Here is an 18,395-nt window from a genome sequence, read left to right as displayed (position 1 = left end):
GGCGAGCGCTCGACCGCGCTTTCAGGATTTGACTTGGAGCCTGTTTGGCTGGCCTGGGCGGCGACGTCGAGGCCGGGAGGGCTCTCCGAAGGACTGCGACACATGACCTGGAAAAACACTCTTCGCGGCGCCCTGGCGGCCGCCCTGCTGGCGGGCTTCCCGGCCCATGCGGCCGAGCCGATCACCCCCCGCTTCAGCGCCGACCCGTCGCCGCATGTCTTTCACGGCCGCTACTACGTGTACGCCACGGACGACGCCTCCAACTCGGGAACCTACTGGGATTCCACGACCTGGCGGCTCTATGTGTCCAAGGACCTTAAGCGCTGGAAAGACGAGGGCGCCTTTCTGTCGGTGACCGCCTTCAAGTGGGCTCGTCCCGACGCCAAGGCCTGGGCGCCGGAAGCCGCCTACCGCAATGGACGGTACTACTTCTACGCCCCGGTCGGCGGCGACAAGATCGGCGTCGCCGTGGCCTCGCGCCCTGAAGGTCCCTTCGTCGACGCCCTCGGCGCGCCCCTGGTCGACAAGGCGCGCGACGCCAACGCCGGCGCCGAGCCGATCGACCCGCAGGTGCTGGTCGACGACGACGGCCAAGCCTATCTCGTGTTCGGGACGCGCGTCCCCAAGATCGTCAAGCTGGGGGCCGACATGATCAGCCTGGCCGGCCCGATCCAGGACCTGGTGATTACCGGCTTCCCGGCCGACGACGCCAAGAAGAAGTACGGCGAGGCGCCCTTCCTGCATAAGCGCAACGGCCTCTATTACTTCAGCTTCTCGACCGGCTGGCCGGGGCAGATCGTCTACGCCGTCGCCAAGTCACCGATGGGGCCCTATGCCTACAAGGGCGTGATCCTCGACTATCGAACCATCTCGACCAACCATCAGGCGATCCTGGATGTCGACGGTCGCAGCTGGCTGTTCTACCACGACAACCTGCTGCCCGGCGGGGGCGACCATCGCCGGTCGATCGCCGTCGCGCCGCTGACCTACGCCCCGGACGGGGCGATCAACGAAGTCAAACCATAAGGGCGTCGCGGCAAGCCCGGCCGCAGGGAAAGAGGTTCGCATGACATCCTTGAACACCAGCCGCCGAACCCTCCTCGGCGGAGCGGCCCTGCTGAGCGCCGCGCCCGGCGCGGCCTTGTCCAAGCCCAAGGCGGCCAAGCCGCGGTTGCTGGCGCCGACGCCGCCGATGGGCTGGAACAGCTGGAACAGCTTCGCGACCACCATCACCGAAGCCCAGACGCTGGAGCAGGCCGGCATCATGGCGCGCGAGTTGCTGCCCGCCGGCTATGACATCCTGACCGTCGACATCCAGTGGTACGAGCCCACGGCCAGCAGCTACCAGTACGCCGCCAAGCCGGTCCCCACCCTGGATGTTCACGGTCGCCTTCTTCCCGCGCCCAATCGCTTCCCCTCCGCCGCCGACGGCAGGGGCTTCAGGCCGCTGGCCGACAAGGTCCGCGCTCTGGGCTTGCGGTTCGGCGTCCACCTGATGCGCGGCGCCCCCCGTCTGGCCGTGGAGCGGGGGCTGAAGGTCAGGGGAACCGACATCGCCATCGCCGACATCGTCGATCGCCAGAGCGTCTGCTCCTGGAATCCCGACATGTACGGCGTCGACATGAGCAAGCCCGGCGCCCAGGCCTATTACGACAGTGTCTTCGCGCTGCTGGCCTCCTGGGGCGTCGACTTCGTCAAGGTCGACGATCTCAGCCGACCGTATGACGCCCACATGGCCGAGATCGAAGCCATCCACCGCGCGATCGGTCGGACCGGAAGGCCGATGATCCTGTCGATGTCGCCGGGCGAGACGCCGGTGGTCCGCGGGGACCACGCGCGTCGCCACGCGCAGATGTGGCGCATCTCCGACGACTTCTGGGACGACTGGAAGATGCTGGACGCCCAGTTCACCCGGCTGGAGAACTGGTCCCCCTGCATCGGCCAGGGCGGCTGGCCCGACGCCGACATGCTGCCGCTGGGACGGCTGGCGCTGGGGGAACGCGACACCAAGTTCACGCCCGACGAACAGCGCACCTTGATGACCCTATGGTCCATCGCCCGTTCGCCCCTGATCATGGGCGGCGACCTGCGCCACCTGGACGCGCCGACCAAGGCGCTGCTGACCAACCCCGAGGTGATCGCGGTCAATCAGGCGTCCAGCGCCAACCGCCCGCACTTCGTCGAGGACAATGTCCGAATCTGGACCGCCCGGGCGACGAACGGCGACGCCTACGTCGCGCTGTTCAACACCGGCGAGACGGCGCGAACCGTCGGAGCGTCGCTGGCCCTGCTCGGGCTTCCCGCCCGCGTGCGGGTGCGTGACCTCTGGCGCCGCAGCGACATCGGCCAGGCCAGCAAGACCATCGAAGCCGCGCTGCCGCCGCACGGCGCGGCGCTGTATCGGCTGACCGCCGCCTAGGGCGACCGCCCTGGGAGGGGCGGCTCCGCTTCGGCGGAACTTGCCCCGCTGGAGCGGTCAGCCGCGCGTCGAAGTGAGAGCGCGATCCCGCGCCACCGCAGCAAAGCGACGCCGTCACGCAACGCCCCCAGAAGCCAAGCCTCTTGAAAAATAATGGAGGCCCGGGCCGGAATCGAACCGGCGTGCACGGATTTGCAGTCCGCTGCGTCACCACTCCGCCACCGGGCCATCCGGAGTCGACGCGCTAACGTCGGCGGGGGAGGGCGTTCGATACAGGAGCGTTCGCGGGGCTGCAACGTCGAAAATGGCTCGGCTGGCGTGGCGGTGGCGGTATCGCGCACGGGCGGCCGCAAAGCCTCGCGTCGATCCGCTAATTTCGCTAGGTGTCTCCCATGCAGCACGATGCGCCCGGCGATAACGTCACCATCGTCGACATCGCCCGCGAGGCCGGGGTGTCGATCAAAACCGTTTCGCGCGTGATCAATCGGGAGGAGGGCGTCGGCGAGGCGACGCGCGCGCGGGTCCAGGCGCTGGTCGATCGGTTGGGCTATCGCCCGAACGTCTCGGCCCGGTCGCTGTCCAGCCGGCGGAGCTATCTGATCGGCGCCATCTTCATGCGGGTCGGCGCCTACCACTATGTCGGCCAGGTGCAGGTCGGGGCGATGCGAGCCTGCCGGCGCGCCGGATATAACCTGGTCGTCGAGCAGGTCTCGCCGCCCGACGCCGATGGCGGGCGGGGCTTCGCCGATGTCCTGCGTCACACCCGCTTCGACGGCGTGGTCCTGACGCCGCCGACCTGCGACGACCCGGAGGTCATCGCGGCGGTCGAGGCGGCCGGCCTGCCCTATGTGCGGATGGCCCCGCACCGCGAGTTCGAGCGTTCGCCCTATGTGTTCACGGACGACCGCCAGGCTGCGCGCGACCAGACGCTGTGGCTGTGGGAGATCGGCCATCGTCGCATCGCCTTCATCGACGGTCCGCCGGATCACGGCTCCGCCGCGCGGCGGCGCGAGGGCTATGAAGAGGCCCTGCGCGCATGTGGGGTGGAGCCTCGGCCAGAGTGGATCGCCCGGGGCGACTATCTGAGCCTGTCGGGTTTCGAGGCGGCGGAAAGCCTGCTCGCCCTGCCCGAGCCGCCGACGGCGATCTTCGCGAGCAACGACGACATGGCGCTCGGCGTCCTGGCGGCGGCGGCGAAGGTTGGCCTGTCGGTCCCGCGGGATCTCTCCGTCGTGGGGTTCGACGACGGCCCGGCGGCCGAAGCCGCTTGGCCGCGCCTGACGACGATTCATCAGCCCACGGCGGAAATGGCCGAGGCGGCGGTCGAGATGCTGATCGGCGCCTTCGGCGACGAGCGGTTCCGCGCCCGGGTCGCGGCGCGCAAGCTCGACTACCGGCTGATCCGCCGGGACTCGGCCGCGCCGCCCGCGCCGCCCGCGTCGGCGAAGGGCTCGGCCTAGCCGGCCCGTCCGCGCCAGGACCGGCGACCTCCGCGCGAGGCGCGGCTGCGCGCTTCAAGTCTGGCCGCACATACCCGCATTCCAACGACGGCGCCAAGCGCCACCGTCGACAGCGGTGTCAGGAATTTCGAGCATAGACAACGTTGTCGTTTGATGTTTGTCTGATAACGACAACGTTGTCGTAACCGTAAGCAGCGGCGGCGGAGTCGGGAAAGGCCTCGGTACAAGAGGTCGAAGGAAACGCAACAAGGCGCCGATGGCGCCGCTTGGGGGATCGTGGCGTCTCGGCGCGCGCGTCGGGCGCCCGGAGTCCAGGCAGGACAAAGGGAAAGAAATGCGTAGTCTCCTGTTCGCATCGGCCGCCTTGGCGGTCGTGAGCTTCCACGCGCCTGGCGCGGCGGCTCAGGAAGCCGGCGCCGTGAAGCTGGACGAAGTGGTCGTCACCGCCCAGCGCCGCAGTGAAAACCTCCAGAAGACCCCGCTCACCGTGTCGGCGGTGACGGGCGATAAGCTCGAGTCACAAGGCATCAAGACGGTGGTCGACCTGTCGGCCCAGGTGCCCGCCCTGCAGATCAGCTCGAGCGGTTCGGGCGCGGCCGTGGTCTTCCTGCGCGGCATCGGCAGCACCAACACCACCGAGGTCGGCGATCCGGCGGTCGCCTACCACATGGACGGCATCTACATCGCGCGGTCCACCTCGGTGGGCGCGCTGTTCTACGACGTCGATCGGGTCGAGGTGCTGCGCGGTCCGCAAGGTACGCTCTACGGCCGCAACGCCACGGCCGGCGCGATCAACGTCATCACCAAGCAGCCCAAGTTCGACTATGAGGGCTCCGGCTCGGTGGACTTCGGCAACTATGGCGCCATCACCACCTCGGGCATGGTCAACGTGCCGCTCGGCGACACCCTGGCCGTCCGCGCCGCCTTCCAGCAGTCGCGCCATGACGGCTATGTGAAGGCGCTGAACAAGGGACCCGGCACCGGCGGTAACGACCGTTACGACCAGGACGACAAGTCGGCGCGGGTCCAGGTGCTGTGGAAGCCCACCGACACCTTCTCGCTGAAGGCCGGCGCGGACTATCTGCACCAGGGCGGCGCCGGCGGCGGCGACAAGAGCTACGGGACGGCCCTGGCGACCAGCGATCCGTGGACCTGCAACTGCGCCACGAACCTCTATCGCAACAACAAGTTCTTCGGCGCCCACGCCCAGGCCGACCTGGACCTGAGCTTCGCCACCCTGACCTACCTGACCGGCTACAACTTCTCGCGCCTGGACCGGAACGGCGAGAACGCCAGCACCGGCGCGCCCAACTACTTCAAGGGCAAGGACCACACCTGGTCGCACGAGCTGCGCCTGGGCGGCGACACGGGCAAGCTGAAGTGGGTGGTCGGCCTCTATCGCTTCACCGAGGACAACAACGTCGACTTCCGCGTCTTCCTGGCGGCGAACTCGTACCTGTCGTTCATCCAGCCGGAAGTCACCGCCAAGTCCATCGCCGTGTTCGGCCAGGGCACCTACGAGGTCACCGACCGCTTCCGCGTCACCGGCGGCCTGCGCTACACCGAGGACCGCAAGGCGCGCGACGGCGGCACGTTCCTGACCAATTCGGCGGGCGCCATCACCAGCACGGTGATCAAGAACCTCGCCGACGCCAAGTGGGACGCCACCAACTGGAAGCTGGGCGCCGACTTCGACCTGACCAGCACCTCGATGCTCTACGCCAACGTGGCCACGGGCTATAAGGCGGGCGGCTACTACGACGGCGTCGCCAACAACGTCTACGCGCCCGAGAAGATCACCTCGTACGAGGCGGGCGTGAAGAACCGCTTCTTCGACAACCGCCTGCAGTTCAACGCCACCGGTTTCCTGTACGACTACCGCGACTTCCAGGTGTCGGCCGTGGGGATCATCGCGGGCCAGCAGGCCTCGGTGACGCTGAACGCCGACAAGGCGCGCGTCTATGGCGTCGAGTTCGAAAGCAACCTGGTCATCACTGAAAACGACCGGGTCGACGCGACGCTGGGCTGGCTGCACGCTCGCTACACCGACTTCCTGCTGCCGCTGGGCGACTCGTTCTCCAACAACGCGGCGAACGCCAGCGTAGCCGGCTGCTACAAGGCCAACTTCGCCGCCGCCGCGCCGCGGTCCACCGACTTCTCGGGTTGCCGGATGGCGCGCACGCCCGACTGGACGCTGAATGTCGGCTACCAGCACACCTGGGAGATCGCCTCGGGCGCCAAGGTGGTTGGCCGCGTCCAGACGCACTACGAGAGCAGCAAGAACCTCGAGTACCACGGCTTCGCCCAGAACAAGCAGGGCAGCTTCACCAAGACCGATCTCAGCCTGACCTACACCAGCGCCGACGATCGCTGGAACCTGCAGGGCTATGTCCGCAACCTCGAGGACGACGACGTGCGCACCGCCTCGTCGCCGAACTCGACGACGGGCCTGGCGACCAACGGCAACGGTGAGTTCTACGCCCCGCCGCGCACCTACGGCCTGCGCCTAGGGGTCAATTTCTAGCCTCCCACTCCCCTCGCCCCCGGTCTTCCTGCGCGCCGGGGGCGCTTTTCTTTGTTCCGGAGTTCACAGTGCTCGCCCTCCGTCGTCTCCTGCTCTCGACCGCCATCGCCGCCGCCCTCGGTTCGACCGCCGCGGCCGCCACCCAGCCCGAGCTTGGCGTTCGCGACGGCAAGATCATCACCGTCGAGGGGCTGCGCTTTCGAGACCTCGATCGCGACGGCAAGCTTTCGCCGTTCGAGGACTGGCGGCGCTCTCCCGAGCAACGCGCCGCCGATCTCGTCGGGCGCATGACCCTGGAGGAAAAGGCCGGCGAGATGATGCACGGCACCCTGCCGGCCGTCGGCGGCGGGGTTCCGGGACGCGGGCAGGGCTATGACCTCGCCAAGCTCAAGCCCCTGATCCTGGAGCGTAACGTCACCACCTTCATCACCCGGCTCGCCGGTGATCCGGCCTGGCTGGCCGAGCAGAACAACGCCGTGCAGGCGATCGCCGAGCAGGGCCGCCTGGGCGTGCCCGTCACCATCAGCACCGATCCCCGGCACCACTTCCAGTTCGTCGACGGGGCCAGCGTCGCGGCCGGCGGCTTCTCGCAGTGGCCGGAAGCGACCGGCCTGGCGGCGATCGGCGACGACACGCTGGTGCGGCGCTTCGGCGACATCGCGCGCCAGGAATATCGCGCCGTCGGCATCCACCAGGCGCTTTCGCCGATGGCCGACCTGGCCACCGAGCCCCGCTGGTCGCGGATCAGCGGCACCTTCGGCGAGGACCCAGCGCTGGTCGGCCGCATGGTCAAGGCCTATGTGCAGGGCTTCCAGGGCGGCGCCACGAACCTGGCCGCCAACGGCGTGTCCGCCGTCGTCAAGCACTGGGTCGGCTATGGCGCCTCGGCCAAGGGCTTTGACGGTCATAACAGCTATGGCCGCTACGCCGTTTTCCCCGCCGGCCAGTTCGACCTACACGTCAAACCCTTTGACGAGGCCTTCGCCGCCGGCGTCGTGGGCGTCATGCCGACCTACGCCATCCTCAAGGACCTCGTCCTGGACGGCCAGCCGCTGGAGCCGGTCGGCGCCGGCTTCTCCAGGCAGCTCCTGACGGACCAGTTGCGGACCAAGCACGGTTTCAAGGGCATCGTCGTCTCGGACTGGGCGATCACCAACGACTGTTCCGAGACCTGCCGCAACGGCTTTCCCGCGGGCCAGAAGCCGAGCTTCGCGGGCTTCTCGACCGCCTGGGGCGTCGAGGATCTCGCCAAGGTCGACCGGTACGCCAAAGGCGTGAACGCGGGGCTCGACCAATTTGGCGGGGTCGAGGACACGGCCGAGCTGGTGGCGGCGGTCAAGGCGGGCAAGATCCCGGCGGCGCGCATCGACGACGCCGCGCGCCGGATCCTGGCGATCAAGTTCGAGCAGGGCCTGTTCGAGAATCCCTATGTCGACGCCAAGGCCGCGACGGCCGTCGTCGGCGCCAAGGCCTTCGTGGCCGAAGGCCGGGCGGCGCAGAGCGCGGCCCTGACCCTGCTGGAGAACAAGAACGGCCTGCTGCCCCTGAAGCCCGCCGGCAAGAAGGTCTGGCTGAAGGGCGTGTCGGCCGAGGCGGCGCGGGCTCAGGGCCTGGTTCCGGTCGACGACCTGGCGCAGGCCGACCTGGCGATTATTCGAACCGCGACGCCGTTCCAGACCCTGCACCCGAACTTCACGTTCGGCAGCTTCCAGCACGAGGGCGATCTGTCGTTCAAGGACGGCGCGGCCGATTACGAGGCGATCAAGGCCGCCTCGGCCAAGATCCCGACCATCGTCGCCGTCTATCTGGACCGCCCCGCGATCCTGGCCAATGTGCGCGACAAGGCCGCGGCCCTGATCGGCGACTTCGGGTCCAGCGACGAGGCGTTCCTCGACGCCGTGACGGGCAAGGCCCCGCCGCGCGGCAAGCTGCCGTTCGAGCTGCCCTCGTCGATGGCCGCTGTCGAGGCCCAGGCCGAGGACGCGCCGCACGACTCCAAGGCCCCGCTCTACCCGATCCATTTCGGCCTGACCTACTGAGGACGACCGCCATGAACCGCTCCCTCACCGCCGCCGCCAGCCTGGCGGTGCTCGCCCTCGCCGCCACCGCCCAGGCCCAGACGCCCGCCCGTCCGTGGATGAACGCCAAGCTGTCGCCGGACGAGCGCGCCGCGCTGCTGGAAAAGGAGATGACTCTCGACGAGCGCATCGGCCTGCTGCACGGGCCGATGTCGATGCCGGTCTTCGGCATCAAGAAGCCCGAGGGCGCGATCGGCTCGGCCGGCTACATCCCCGGCATTCCGCGCCTGGGCGTGCCCGCCGTCAACGAAAGCGACGCCAGCCTGGGCGTGACCAACCCGCTGGGCGTGCGCCCAGGCGACGGCGCCACGGCCCTGCCGTCGGGCCTGTCCCTGGCCTCGACGTTCAGCGCCAAGCTGGCCTACGACGGCGGCGCGGTGGTCGGGCGCGAGGCCCGCGCCAAGGGCTTCAACGTCCAGCTGGCGGGCGGCGTCAACCTGGCCCGCGACCCGCGCAACGGCCGCAACTTCGAGTATCTCGGCGAGGATCCCTGGCTGGCCGGCAACCTGGCCGGCGCGGCCATCAAGGGCATCCAGGACCAGGGGATCGTCTCGACGGTCAAGCACTTCTCGCTGAACGGCCAGGAGACCAAGCGCCACTTCGCCAATTCGGTGATCGACGAGGCGGCTCACCGCGAAAGCGACCTGCTGGCTTTCCAGATCGCCATCGAGAAGGGCCAGCCCGGCTCGGTGATGTGCGCCTACAACCTCGTGAATGGCGACTACAGCTGCGGCAATAACCACCTGCTCAACGACGTGCTCAAGCGCGACTGGGGCTATAAGGGCTGGGTGATGTCGGACTGGGGCGCTGTCCACGCCACCGACTACATCCTCAAGGGCCTGGACCAGCAGTCGGGCGAGCAACTGGACGCCAAGGTCTGGTTTGGCGAGCCGCTGAAGGCCGCCGTCGAGAAGGGCGAAATCCCCGCCGCCCGCGTGGCGGACGCCACGCGGCGCATCCTGCGCTCGATGTTCGCCGCCGGCCTGTTCGACAAGCCGGTCGAGCCAGGCGGCGTCGTGGACTATGAGGCGGGCGCCGCGGTCGCCCAGACCGCCGCCGCCGAAGGGATCGTGCTGCTGAAGAACCGCGACGGCCTTCTGCCGCTGGCCAAGACCGCCAAGACCATCGCCGTGATCGGCGGTCACGCCGACGCCGGCGTGCTGTCGGGCGGCGGCTCCTCGCAGGTGGTGCCGCCGGGCGGCGCCAAGCGCTCGGTGCCGCTGGGCGGCGAGGGCATGATGGGTCCGTTCCGCAGCCAGGTCTTCAACGGCTCCTCCCCGCTGGCGGCGCTCCGCAAGGCGCTGCCCGAGACAAAGGTCACCTTCGACGACGGCCGCTATGTCGCGTCCGCCGTTGCCGCCGCCAAGGCCGCCGACGTCGTGGTGGTCTTTGGCAACCAGTGGATGGGCGAGGGCGAGGACGCCGCGGACCTGTCGCTGCCCGACGGCCAGGACGCCCTGATCGCGGCGGTCACCGCCGCCAATCCGAACGCGATCGTGGTGCTGCAGACCGGCGGCCCGGTGGCGATGCCCTGGCTGGACCAGGCCGGCGCCGTGGTCGAGGCCTGGTACTCCGGCGCGCGGGGCGGCGAGGCTATCGCCGACGTTCTGCTGGGCGCGGTCAATCCGTCCGGCCGCCTGCCGGTGACCTTCCCCGCGTCGATCGACCAGTATCCGCGCGCGCAACTGCCGGGCCTGACCGTTCCGGACAAGACCACATTCGACGTCGTCTATTCGGAGGGCGCGGACGTCGGCTACCGCCGCTTCGCCGCCACGGGCCAGAAGCCGCAGTTCCCGTTCGGCTACGGCCTCTCCTACACGAAGTTCGCCTATTCGAACCTGAAGGTGACGGGCGGCGAGACCCTGACGGTCAGCTTCGACGTGGCCAATGTCGGCCAGCGTCCGGGCAAGGACGCGCCGCAGGTTTATCTGACCGGCGCGGCGGGCAAGACGCTGCAGCGACTGATCGGCTTCGACAAGGTCGCCCTCGCGCCAGGCGAGACGCGGCGGGTGACCCTGAGCGCCGATCCCCGCGTGCTGGCCAGCTTCGACGCCAAGGCCAACCGCTGGAGCTTGACGGGCGGCGACTATCAGGTCGCCGTGGGCGCCTCCTCGGCCGACCTCGCCCTGAAGGGCGCGGCCAAGGTCAAGGCGCGGACGTTGAAGCCGTAAGGAAGGACACCCATGACCATCCGCACCCTCGCCTTCGCAACCACCTTCGCGGCGCTCTGCGCCGGTCAGGCCCTGGCGGCCGGTCCCACGGTGACCACCACGTTCGGCCCTATCGTCGGAGCGGCGGTCTCGGGCGTTGCGGCCTTCAAGGGCGTGCCGTTCGCCGCGCCGCCCGTTGGCGCTCTGCGCTGGCGCGCGCCGCAGCGCCCGACGGCCTGGACCGCCCCGCGCGACGCCAAGACCTACGGCCCCGACTGCATGCAGAAGCCGTTTCCCGGCGACGCCGCGCCGCTGGGCGTGACCCCGGCGGAGGACTGCCTCTACGCCAATGTCTGGACGCCAGAGACGGCGCTGAAGGGCAAGTCGAAGCTGCCGGTGATGGTCTGGATCTACGGCGGCGGCTTCGTCAACGGCGGTAGCTCGCCGGCAGTCTATGCGGGGGACCGCTTCGCACGCGACGGCGTGGTGCTGGTCAGCTTCAACTATCGCGTCGGCCGGTTCGGCTTCTTCGCGCACCCGGCCCTGACGGCGGCGAACGCCGATGGCGGCATGCTGGGCAACTACGGACTGATGGACCAGATCGCGGCCCTGCACTGGGTGCGCGACAACATCGCCGCCTTCGGGGGCGATCCTGGCAATGTAACGATCTTCGGGGAGTCGGCCGGCGGCGTGTCCGTCCACGCCCTGCTGACCGCGCCCCAGGCCAAGGGCCTGTTCCACAAGGCCATCATCCAGTCCGGCGGTGGGCGTCCGCGCCTGCTGCCGACCTTGCCGATGACCGCCCCCGAGGGCCAACGCTCGGCCGAGGCTTCAGGTCTGGCCTTCGCGGCCAAAGCGGGGGTTTCGGGAACCGACGCGGCGGCGCTGGAGGCCCTGCGCGCCCTGCCGGCCGAAACCGTGGTCGATGGTCTCAACATGGCGACGTCCGGCACGCCGACCTGGGCCGGCGGACCCATGCTGGACGGCAAGCTGATGACCCGCGAGCCGCTTCAGGCCTACAAGGCCGGCGCGTGGAGCAGGATGCCGGTGATGATCGGGGCGACCAGCGCCGACGGTTTCTTCTTCGGCGGGACCCGTGACCAGGTGTTCGCGCCGTTCGGCGCGCGCCGGGCCGAGGCCGAGGCGCTGTACGATCCCAAGGGCGACGGCGACATCAAGGTCTATGGCTGGGCGGCGGCGGGGGATCGCATGTTCGTCGAGCCCGCGCGCGCCGTGGCGCGGGTGATGGCGGGGCAGGGCGCGCCCGTCTATCAGTTCCGCTTCTCCTACGTGGCCGAAAGCCAGCGCGGCCAGTGGTGGGGCGCGCCGCACGCGACCGAAATCCCGTTCGTCTTCGACACCGTCGACGCCCGCTATGGCGCGGCGCTGACGTCTGCGGACGCGGCCGCGGCCAAGGCCGCTCACGCCTACTGGATCGGCTTCGCCAAGACCGGCGTCCCGACCGCGTCGGGGGCGCCCGCCTGGCCGCGGTACGAGGCCGCCTCGGACCATATCCTCGACTTCTCCTTCAAGGGACCAAAGGTCGAGGTCGATCCGCGAAAGGCGCGCCTCGATCTGGTCGAGGCGACCGTCCCATGACCATGGTCGTCGTCGACGCGCATCAGGTCAGCCGCCTGCGCGACATGCTGCCGGCGCTGACCAAGGCGCATCTGCAGGAGACGCTGGGGATCAGCGAGACCACCTGGGTGCGCCTGCGCGACCGGCGCCCCATCCGGCAGTCGACCTACGAGCGGCTGCTCAAGAGGATGGACCGCCTTCGTCAAGGCTGATCCCGACCTCGCGCGCCTCCAGGAACGCGAGGTCGGGCGTCAGGCGGACCTCTAGCGGCCCTGCACCTGCACCGCCGCCAGCGCCTGGGCGCTGAGCGCCTTGTCGCCGGTGGCGGTCAGCTTGCCGGCCTTGTCGTCCCAGCGCAGGGTCACGACCTTGCCGACACCCTTCTCGTAGGCGTTGGTCACGCCGTCGTCGTCATAGAGGGTGAAGGTGGCGTCGCGGCCCGGCCAGACCTTCACGGCGCTGATCGCCTGAGGCTGGCTGGTGTTCTGGATCGGCGCGCCCATCGGCACGATCGAGCCCGCGCGGACGAAGACCGGGATCTGGTCGATCGGCGCGGCGACCTTGACCGTCTGGCCGCCCGTGAACTTCTTGCCCGTCCAGAAATCGTACCAGTCGGCGCCGACCGGCAGGTAGACGTCGCGCTCGGTCACGCCCTGGTCGGTGACCGGGGCCACCAGGAAGGCCGGGCCGAACATATACTGGTCGCCGAGGTTGGCCACCTTCGGATCGTTCGGGAAGTCCATGAACAGGCCGCGCATGAACGGCGAACCGGTCTGGTAGGTCTGGTAGCCCATCGAATAGAGATAGGGCATCAGCGCGTAGCGGAGCTTCAGGTACTTGGCCAGCACGGTCTCGGCCTGCTTGCCGAACGACCACAGCTCGGTCTCCTTGCGGCTGCCGTGGACCCGCAGGGTCGGGGTGAACGTCCCGTACTGGAACCAGCGGGTGAACAGCTCCGGATAGTCGTTGTTCTGGCCCACCACGTCGCGGGCGTCGGACGGATCCAGCAGCGGCGGCTTGGTCGCCGTCGTGGTCTGCGGCAGGTACTGCCAGCCGCCGATATCGTTGCCCCAATAGGCGAAGCCCGAGGCCGTGAAGTTCAGACCCGTCGGCACCTGGCGCTTCAGGGCCTCCCAGGTCGGCTGGATGTCGGACGACCAGAACAGCGCGCCGTTGCGCTGGGCCCCGGTGAAGGCCGCGCGGGCCAGGATCAGGTTGCGCTTGTCGGGCCGGTCGCGGCGCGAGCCCTCGGCCACGCCCTGGGTGTGCACCAGCGGGAACAGGTTGTGATATCGGTCGCCCGAGCCGATCGAGTAGAAGTAGCCGTCCGGCACCAGGTCCGGCTCGGTCTCGTCCAGCCAGAACCAGTCGAAGCCCTGCGACGCGATGTTGTCGCGGATCTTGCCCCAGAACCACTCGCGGGCCTGCGGGTTGGTGCTGTCGAGCAGGCCGCCGGTGCGGTCGCTGCGGAAGTCCAGGCCGTCGACCGGCTTGCCGTCCTTGTCCTTCAGCAGCCAGCCCTTGTCGGCCAGCAAGTTGAAGTAGCGGCCTTCCTTCTCGTAGCGCGGCCAGACGCTGATGATGGTGTGCACGCCGTCATCGTGCAGCTGCTTGTTCATCGCGGCCGGATCGGGGAACTGGGCCGGATCGATGTCCATCTGGCCCATGCGGGTCCAGTAGAACCAGTCCAGCACCATGATATCCAGCGGGTAGCCGCGGTCCTTGTAGCCCTTGGCCACGGACAGGAACTTGTCCTGGCTGTCGTAGCGAGCCTTGGACTGGATGTAGCCGAAGGCGGCCTTTGGCGGCAGCGGCGTCTTGCCGGTCAGCTTGGCGTAGCCCGCGTAGATCTCGTCATACGAGCCGGTGATCACGAAGAACGAGACGCGTTCGCCCACCTGCGATTGCCACAGGGTGCGGCCGTTGACGCCGGGATAGACCTTGGTTGGCGAGGCGTTGTCCCAGAGAATCCCGTAGCCCTTGCTGGACACCAAGAACGGCACGCAGACCGTCTCGCCATGCGGGGCGTCGTAGTTGTGCCTGCAGTCGATCATGCGACCGCGCAGGTCCAGGGCGCCTTCCTGGTTCTGGCCCAGCCCGTAGAAGTGCTCGTCGGCGCTGACCGAGAAGCTGGCGCCGGCCTGGTAGGTGCGCTCGCCATTGACGACGTGCGGCGACATCTCCCAGCCGTTCATGGCCACCAGGTCCGAGCCGTCGGGCTTGCGGATCTTCACAGAGACCGGCGGCAGGGCCGGTACGAAATAGCGTTCCATCTGGGTGGGCGCGCCGGGCCAGGGCTTGGCGACGACCTCGAGAGACAGCGCTGTCGAACTGAACAGGTCAGCGCCAGCCTTTTTGTCGTGTTTCCAGCCCTGGGCGTCGCTCTTGGCCACGAACCCGTAGCCCGGGGCGCCTGCGGCGAGGTCGCGTTCCTGACTGATGGTCACGCGCACGATGTTCGGGGCGTAGGTCTCGACCGCCACGTAGGAGCCGTTGCGATCCAGGGTCGCGATCGGCTCGGCGGCTGCGGCGCCCGCCAGGCCGGCGGCTGACAGGACGGCTGTGGCCAGGATCGAGCCTGGGTGAACTCCATGCATTCGCATTGATCATATCCTACAAATGGGTCATCGCCTTTAGCACGTTATCCGCTTGAGCGATCAAGGTTCGAATTCGATCGGCGCGTGTACGCCTGCGGCGGGCAGGTCGCGATCGTATTGGCCCGGACGCGCACGGCGCGCGGCGAGCGAGGCGCCCCGATCAGGGCGTTGGCGACGGCCTCTTGCCAGTCGCGTCCCTTCCGCCGAAGGCTAGGGCGATAGAATCAGCGGCGGCGCCCGGACGCACAGCCCGCGATCCACCCTGCGACGGACGAGGAGCCAAGCGTTGCGCTGGAAAAACATGGCGGCCTGCGCCCTTGCGAGCGCTTTGGCGATCGCCCTGCCGGCGACGGCCGAGCCCGCGCGCGTGCTTTCGGTCGACGTCGGCAAGCCCCAAGGCCCGATCGACCGGTTCTATGATCTGTCGGTCGGATCCGACTATCCTGGCACCCTGATCCGGGACGACAGTCAGGCCCAGCTCAAGACCGCGACCGACGAGCTTGGCTTTCGCTACATCCGCTTCCACGCCATCTTCCATGACGTGCTCAAGACCGTGCGCGTCGAGAACGGTCAGGTCCGCTACGACTGGACCGGCATCGATCGGCTCTACGACAACCTGCTCAAGCGCAACATCAAGCCCTTCGTCGAACTGGGCTTCACGCCCGAGGCGCTGAAGACTTCGGACAGTTCGATCTTCTACTGGAAGGGCAACACCTCCCACCCGAAGCTCGACGGCTGGCGCCAGCTGATCGACGCCTTCGCGCGCCATCTCCAGCAGCGCTACGGCGCCGAGGAGGTGCGCAGCTGGTACTTCGAAGTCTGGAACGAGCCCAACCTCGACGGCTTTTGGGAGAAGGCCGACCAGAAGGCGTATTTCGAGCTCTACGACATCACGGCCAAGACGCTGAAGGCGGTTGATCCGGCCCTGCGCGTGGGAGGTCCCTCGACCGCCGGCGCGGCGTGGGTTCCCGAGTTCCTGCAGCACGTCAAGGCCAGCGGGGCGCCGGTCGATTTCGTGACCACCCACACCTATGGCGTCGAGGGCGGGTTCCTCGACGAAGAGGGCAAGAGCGACACCAAGCTGTCGCCCTCGCCGGACGCGATCGTGGGCGACGTGCGCAAGGTGCGCGCCGAGATCGAGGCGTCCAGCTTTCCGGGGCTGCCGCTCTACTTCACCGAATGGAGCACCAGCTACACCCCGCGCGACGCCGTCCACGACAGCTACATCAGCGCGCCCTATATCCTCACCAAGCTCAAGGCGTCCCAGGGGCTGGTCCAGGGCATGAGCTACTGGACCTACACCGACCTCTTCGAGGAGCCCGGTCCGCCGACCGCGCCGTTCCAGGGCGGCTTTGGCCTGATGAATCCGCAAGGCGTCCGCAAGCCCGCCTGGTTCGCCTACAAGTACCTGCATGCGCTGCGCGGACAGGCGGTCGCCACGGGTGACACCCATAGCTGGGCCTCGACCGACAAGACCCGCACCAGCGTGGTCCTGTGGGACTGGACGCAGCCGGACCAGAAGGTCAGCAATCGGTCCTACTACACGAAGCTGACGCCGGCCGCGGCGAAGGCGCCGGCGAGGCTGGAAGTATCGGGGCTCGCGTCGGGGCGCTATCGCGTCAAGACCTACCGCACCGGATACCGTCACAATGATGCCTATTCGGCCTATATCGACCTTGGGCTTCCAAACGCCTTGACCCCTCGGCAGGTGGCCAAGCTGCAGGCGCTGACAGAGGATCGACCCGAGCGCGACGAGATCGTCCGCGTCGGCCCGTCCGGACGCTACGTCGCCTCGACGCCGCTGCGCAGCAACGATGTCGTCCTGGTCACGCTCGAGCCTGTCGCTGCTCGATGACGCCGGACCCGTCGCCCACCCACGGCCCCCCGTCGGAGAGTTCCATGTCTGAACGCCAGCGCCTTCGCCACGCCAGTCGCATCATGCTCCGCACACTGACGATGACCATGCTAGCGGCGGGATGCCTGCTGGCCGCGCAACCAGCGGCGCTTGCGGCGGCCGCCCAGCCGGCGGGCGATCTGCCTCGCCTTGAGACCCGCAATGGCCGGCACGCGCTGATCGTGGACGGCGCGCCGTTCCTGATGCTGGGCGCCCAGGTCAACAATTCCACGAACTATCCGGAGCCCCTGGCGAGCGCCTGGCCCGTGATGGACCGCCTCGGCGCCAACACGATCGAGGTTCCGATCGCCTGGCAGCAGGTCGAGCCGCAGGAGGGCCGGTTCGACTTCTCGTTCCTGCAGACCCTGCTCGACCAGGCCCGCACGCATGACAAACGCGTGGTGATCCTCTGGTTCGGCACGTGGAAGAACACCTCGTTCTCCTACACCCCCGACTGGGTGAAGCTCGACAATCGCCGCTTTCCCCGGATGAAGACCAAGGCGGGCGAGGACCATGGCGTGCTCAGCGCCCATGGCGCGGCCACGCTCGAGGCGGACCGGCGCGCCTTCGTCCAGATGATGACCTATCTGCGCGACCACGACCCGCAAAACACGGTGATCATGGTCCAGGTGCAGAACGAGACCGGCAGCTACAGGAACCCGCGGGACTTCTCGGCGACAGGCGACGCGCTGTTCGCCAAGCCCATTCCCGCGGCGCTGGCCAAGCGCCTGAACAAGCGCGGCACGTGGGCCGAGGCGTTCGGCGCCCAGGCGGATCGGGCCTTCAACACCTGGTACGTGGCGTCCTACGTCAACGCGATCGCCCAGGCCGGCAAGGCCGTGAAGCCGCTGCCCATGTACGTCAACGCGTCGCTGTCGGGGCCTTCCAACGTGCCCGACCCCTACGGCGTCGCGAGCGGTGGTCCCCAGCAGGACGTGCTCGACATCTGGAAGGCGGCCGCGCCGGCGATCGATCTCGGAGCGCCGGATATCTACGACAAGACCAGCGCCAACGTCGTCCAGTACCTCGACAAGTACGCGCGGCCCGACAATCCGCTGATGGTCCCCGAGATCGGCAACACCGCGGCCTTCGCGCGCTTCTTCTGGCCGGCGATCGGTCGCGGCGCCATCGGCTTCGCGCCGTTCGGGATGGACGAGACCGGCTACTACAACTACCCGCTGGGCGCGGCCGACCTGTCTCCGGCGACCCTCGGCGCCTTCGCGCGTCCCTACGCCGCCGTGGGCTCGATGATGCGGGACTGGGCGCGGATCGCCTACGAGAAGCCGACCTGGGGCGCGGCCAAGCCCGACGACGGCGCCACCCAGTCCACCACCATGGGCGACTGGACCATCACGGCGGCTTGGGGCGAGTGGCAGTTCGGCATGCGCGAGTGGGAGTGGCTGAAGGGCGATGCGCCGCCGTGGGCCAAGGAGCCCGTCGGCGGCCTGGCCGTGGCGCAGCTGTCGGCCGACGAGTTCCTGCTGATCGGCGACCACGTCCGGGTCACCTTCGATTCCGCCGCCAAGGCCAAGCCGAACGGCCTGATGGTCCGGGTCGAGGAGGGGCGCTTCGAGAACGGCCGGTGGATCATGAGCCGGGTCTGGAACGGCGATCAGACGGATTACGGCCTGAACATCGTCGACCGCCCCCGGGTGCTCAAGGTGACGATGGGCCACTACCGCTAGAGTTCTCGGG

11 protein-coding genes and 1 tRNA gene are annotated in these 18,395 nt (G+C 68.6%); 10 read left to right on the top strand and 2 right to left on the bottom strand.

Going from position 1 to position 18,395, the window contains the following annotated elements; translation table 11 throughout:
* The first annotated feature begins 102 nt into the window (after window positions 1-102).
* Complete coding sequence (locus DI526_RS14060) at window positions 103-1,026, top strand: family 43 glycosylhydrolase (protein WP_304279062.1); 924 nt, start codon at window positions 103-105, stop codon at window positions 1,024-1,026.
* A 40-nt stretch (window positions 1,027-1,066) separates the two neighbouring features.
* Window positions 1,067-2,419, top strand: a complete 1,353-nt coding sequence (locus tag DI526_RS14055) for a glycoside hydrolase family 27 protein (protein WP_304279060.1) — start codon at window positions 1,067-1,069, stop codon at window positions 2,417-2,419.
* Between the two features lie 154 nt (window positions 2,420-2,573).
* On the opposite strand, the gene DI526_RS14050 is transcribed toward DI526_RS14055, so the two are convergent.
* Window positions 2,574-2,647, bottom strand: a tRNA-Cys gene (locus DI526_RS14050).
* A 164-nt stretch (window positions 2,648-2,811) separates the two neighbouring features.
* Between DI526_RS14050 and DI526_RS14045 the strand changes: the two genes are divergently transcribed.
* From DI526_RS14045 to DI526_RS14020, 6 genes are all read left to right on the top strand, one after another.
* Entirely contained in the window at window positions 2,812-3,879 is a 1,068-nt protein-coding gene (locus DI526_RS14045; protein ID WP_304279059.1) for a LacI family DNA-binding transcriptional regulator, read from the top strand.
* 334 nt (window positions 3,880-4,213) lie between these two features.
* Entirely contained in the window at window positions 4,214-6,403 is a 2,190-nt protein-coding gene (locus DI526_RS14040) for a TonB-dependent receptor (protein WP_304279057.1), read from the top strand.
* A 68-nt stretch (window positions 6,404-6,471) separates the two neighbouring features.
* Window positions 6,472-8,442, top strand: coding sequence for a glycoside hydrolase family 3 protein (locus tag DI526_RS14035; RefSeq protein ID WP_304279054.1), 1,971 nt, complete (start codon window positions 6,472-6,474; stop codon window positions 8,440-8,442).
* An 11-nt stretch (window positions 8,443-8,453) separates the two neighbouring features.
* Window positions 8,454-10,652 (top strand): beta-glucosidase, encoded by a 2,199-nt coding sequence (locus tag DI526_RS14030; protein WP_304279052.1) that lies wholly within the window; start codon window positions 8,454-8,456, stop codon window positions 10,650-10,652.
* Between the two features lie 12 nt (window positions 10,653-10,664).
* Window positions 10,665-12,230, top strand: a complete 1,566-nt coding sequence (locus tag DI526_RS14025) for a carboxylesterase/lipase family protein (protein WP_304279049.1) — start codon at window positions 10,665-10,667, stop codon at window positions 12,228-12,230.
* Window positions 12,227-12,421 carry a hypothetical protein gene (locus tag DI526_RS14020; protein WP_304279047.1) on the top strand — a complete coding sequence of 65 codons (195 nt, stop codon included), beginning with the start codon at window positions 12,227-12,229 and terminating at the stop codon, window positions 12,419-12,421. Before DI526_RS14025 ends, DI526_RS14020 begins: the two co-directional genes overlap by 4 nt.
* Before the next feature lie 51 nt (window positions 12,422-12,472).
* Here the strand turns inward: DI526_RS14020 and DI526_RS14015 are convergent, their stop codons facing one another.
* Window positions 12,473-14,812 (bottom strand): TIM-barrel domain-containing protein, encoded by a 2,340-nt coding sequence (locus DI526_RS14015; protein ID WP_304279044.1) that lies wholly within the window; start codon window positions 14,810-14,812, stop codon window positions 12,473-12,475.
* A 295-nt stretch (window positions 14,813-15,107) separates the two neighbouring features.
* Between DI526_RS14015 and DI526_RS14010 the strand changes: the two genes are divergently transcribed.
* Window positions 15,108-16,661, top strand: coding sequence for a beta-xylosidase (locus DI526_RS14010; RefSeq protein ID WP_304279100.1), 1,554 nt, complete (start codon window positions 15,108-15,110; stop codon window positions 16,659-16,661).
* Between the two features lie 44 nt (window positions 16,662-16,705).
* Window positions 16,706-18,385 carry a DUF5597 domain-containing protein gene (locus DI526_RS14005; RefSeq protein ID WP_304279041.1) on the top strand — a complete coding sequence of 560 codons (1,680 nt, stop codon included), beginning with the start codon at window positions 16,706-16,708 and terminating at the stop codon, window positions 18,383-18,385.
* Window positions 18,386-18,395 lie beyond the last annotated feature (10 nt).

It is taken from the genome of Caulobacter segnis (assembly GCF_003243465.1).
Taxonomy (GTDB): domain Bacteria; phylum Pseudomonadota; class Alphaproteobacteria; order Caulobacterales; family Caulobacteraceae; genus Caulobacter; species Caulobacter segnis_A.
This window is presented reverse-complemented; position numbering and strand designations above follow the sequence as displayed.

Bases quoted from the DNA above. Each gene is read 5' to 3' on its own strand.
- DI526_RS14060 (WP_304279062.1), top strand. From the start codon at position 103: ATGACCTGGAAAAACACTCTTCGCGGCGCCCTGGCGGCCGCCCTGCTG.
- DI526_RS14055 (WP_304279060.1), top strand. From the start codon at position 1,067: ATGACATCCTTGAACACCAGCCGCCGAACCCTCCTCGGCGGAGCGGCC.
- DI526_RS14045 (WP_304279059.1), top strand. From the start codon at position 2,812: ATGCAGCACGATGCGCCCGGCGATAACGTCACCATCGTCGACATCGCC.
- DI526_RS14040 (WP_304279057.1), top strand. From the start codon at position 4,214: ATGCGTAGTCTCCTGTTCGCATCGGCCGCCTTGGCGGTCGTGAGCTTC.
- DI526_RS14030 (WP_304279052.1), top strand. From the start codon at position 8,454: ATGAACCGCTCCCTCACCGCCGCCGCCAGCCTGGCGGTGCTCGCCCTC.
- DI526_RS14025 (WP_304279049.1), top strand. From the start codon at position 10,665: ATGACCATCCGCACCCTCGCCTTCGCAACCACCTTCGCGGCGCTCTGC.
- DI526_RS14020 (WP_304279047.1), top strand. From the start codon at position 12,227: ATGACCATGGTCGTCGTCGACGCGCATCAGGTCAGCCGCCTGCGCGAC.
- DI526_RS14015 (WP_304279044.1), bottom strand. From the start codon at position 14,812: ATGCGAATGCATGGAGTTCACCCAGGCTCGATCCTGGCCACAGCCGTC.
- DI526_RS14010 (WP_304279100.1), top strand. From the start codon at position 15,108: ATGGCGGCCTGCGCCCTTGCGAGCGCTTTGGCGATCGCCCTGCCGGCG.
- DI526_RS14005 (WP_304279041.1), top strand. From the start codon at position 16,706: ATGTCTGAACGCCAGCGCCTTCGCCACGCCAGTCGCATCATGCTCCGC.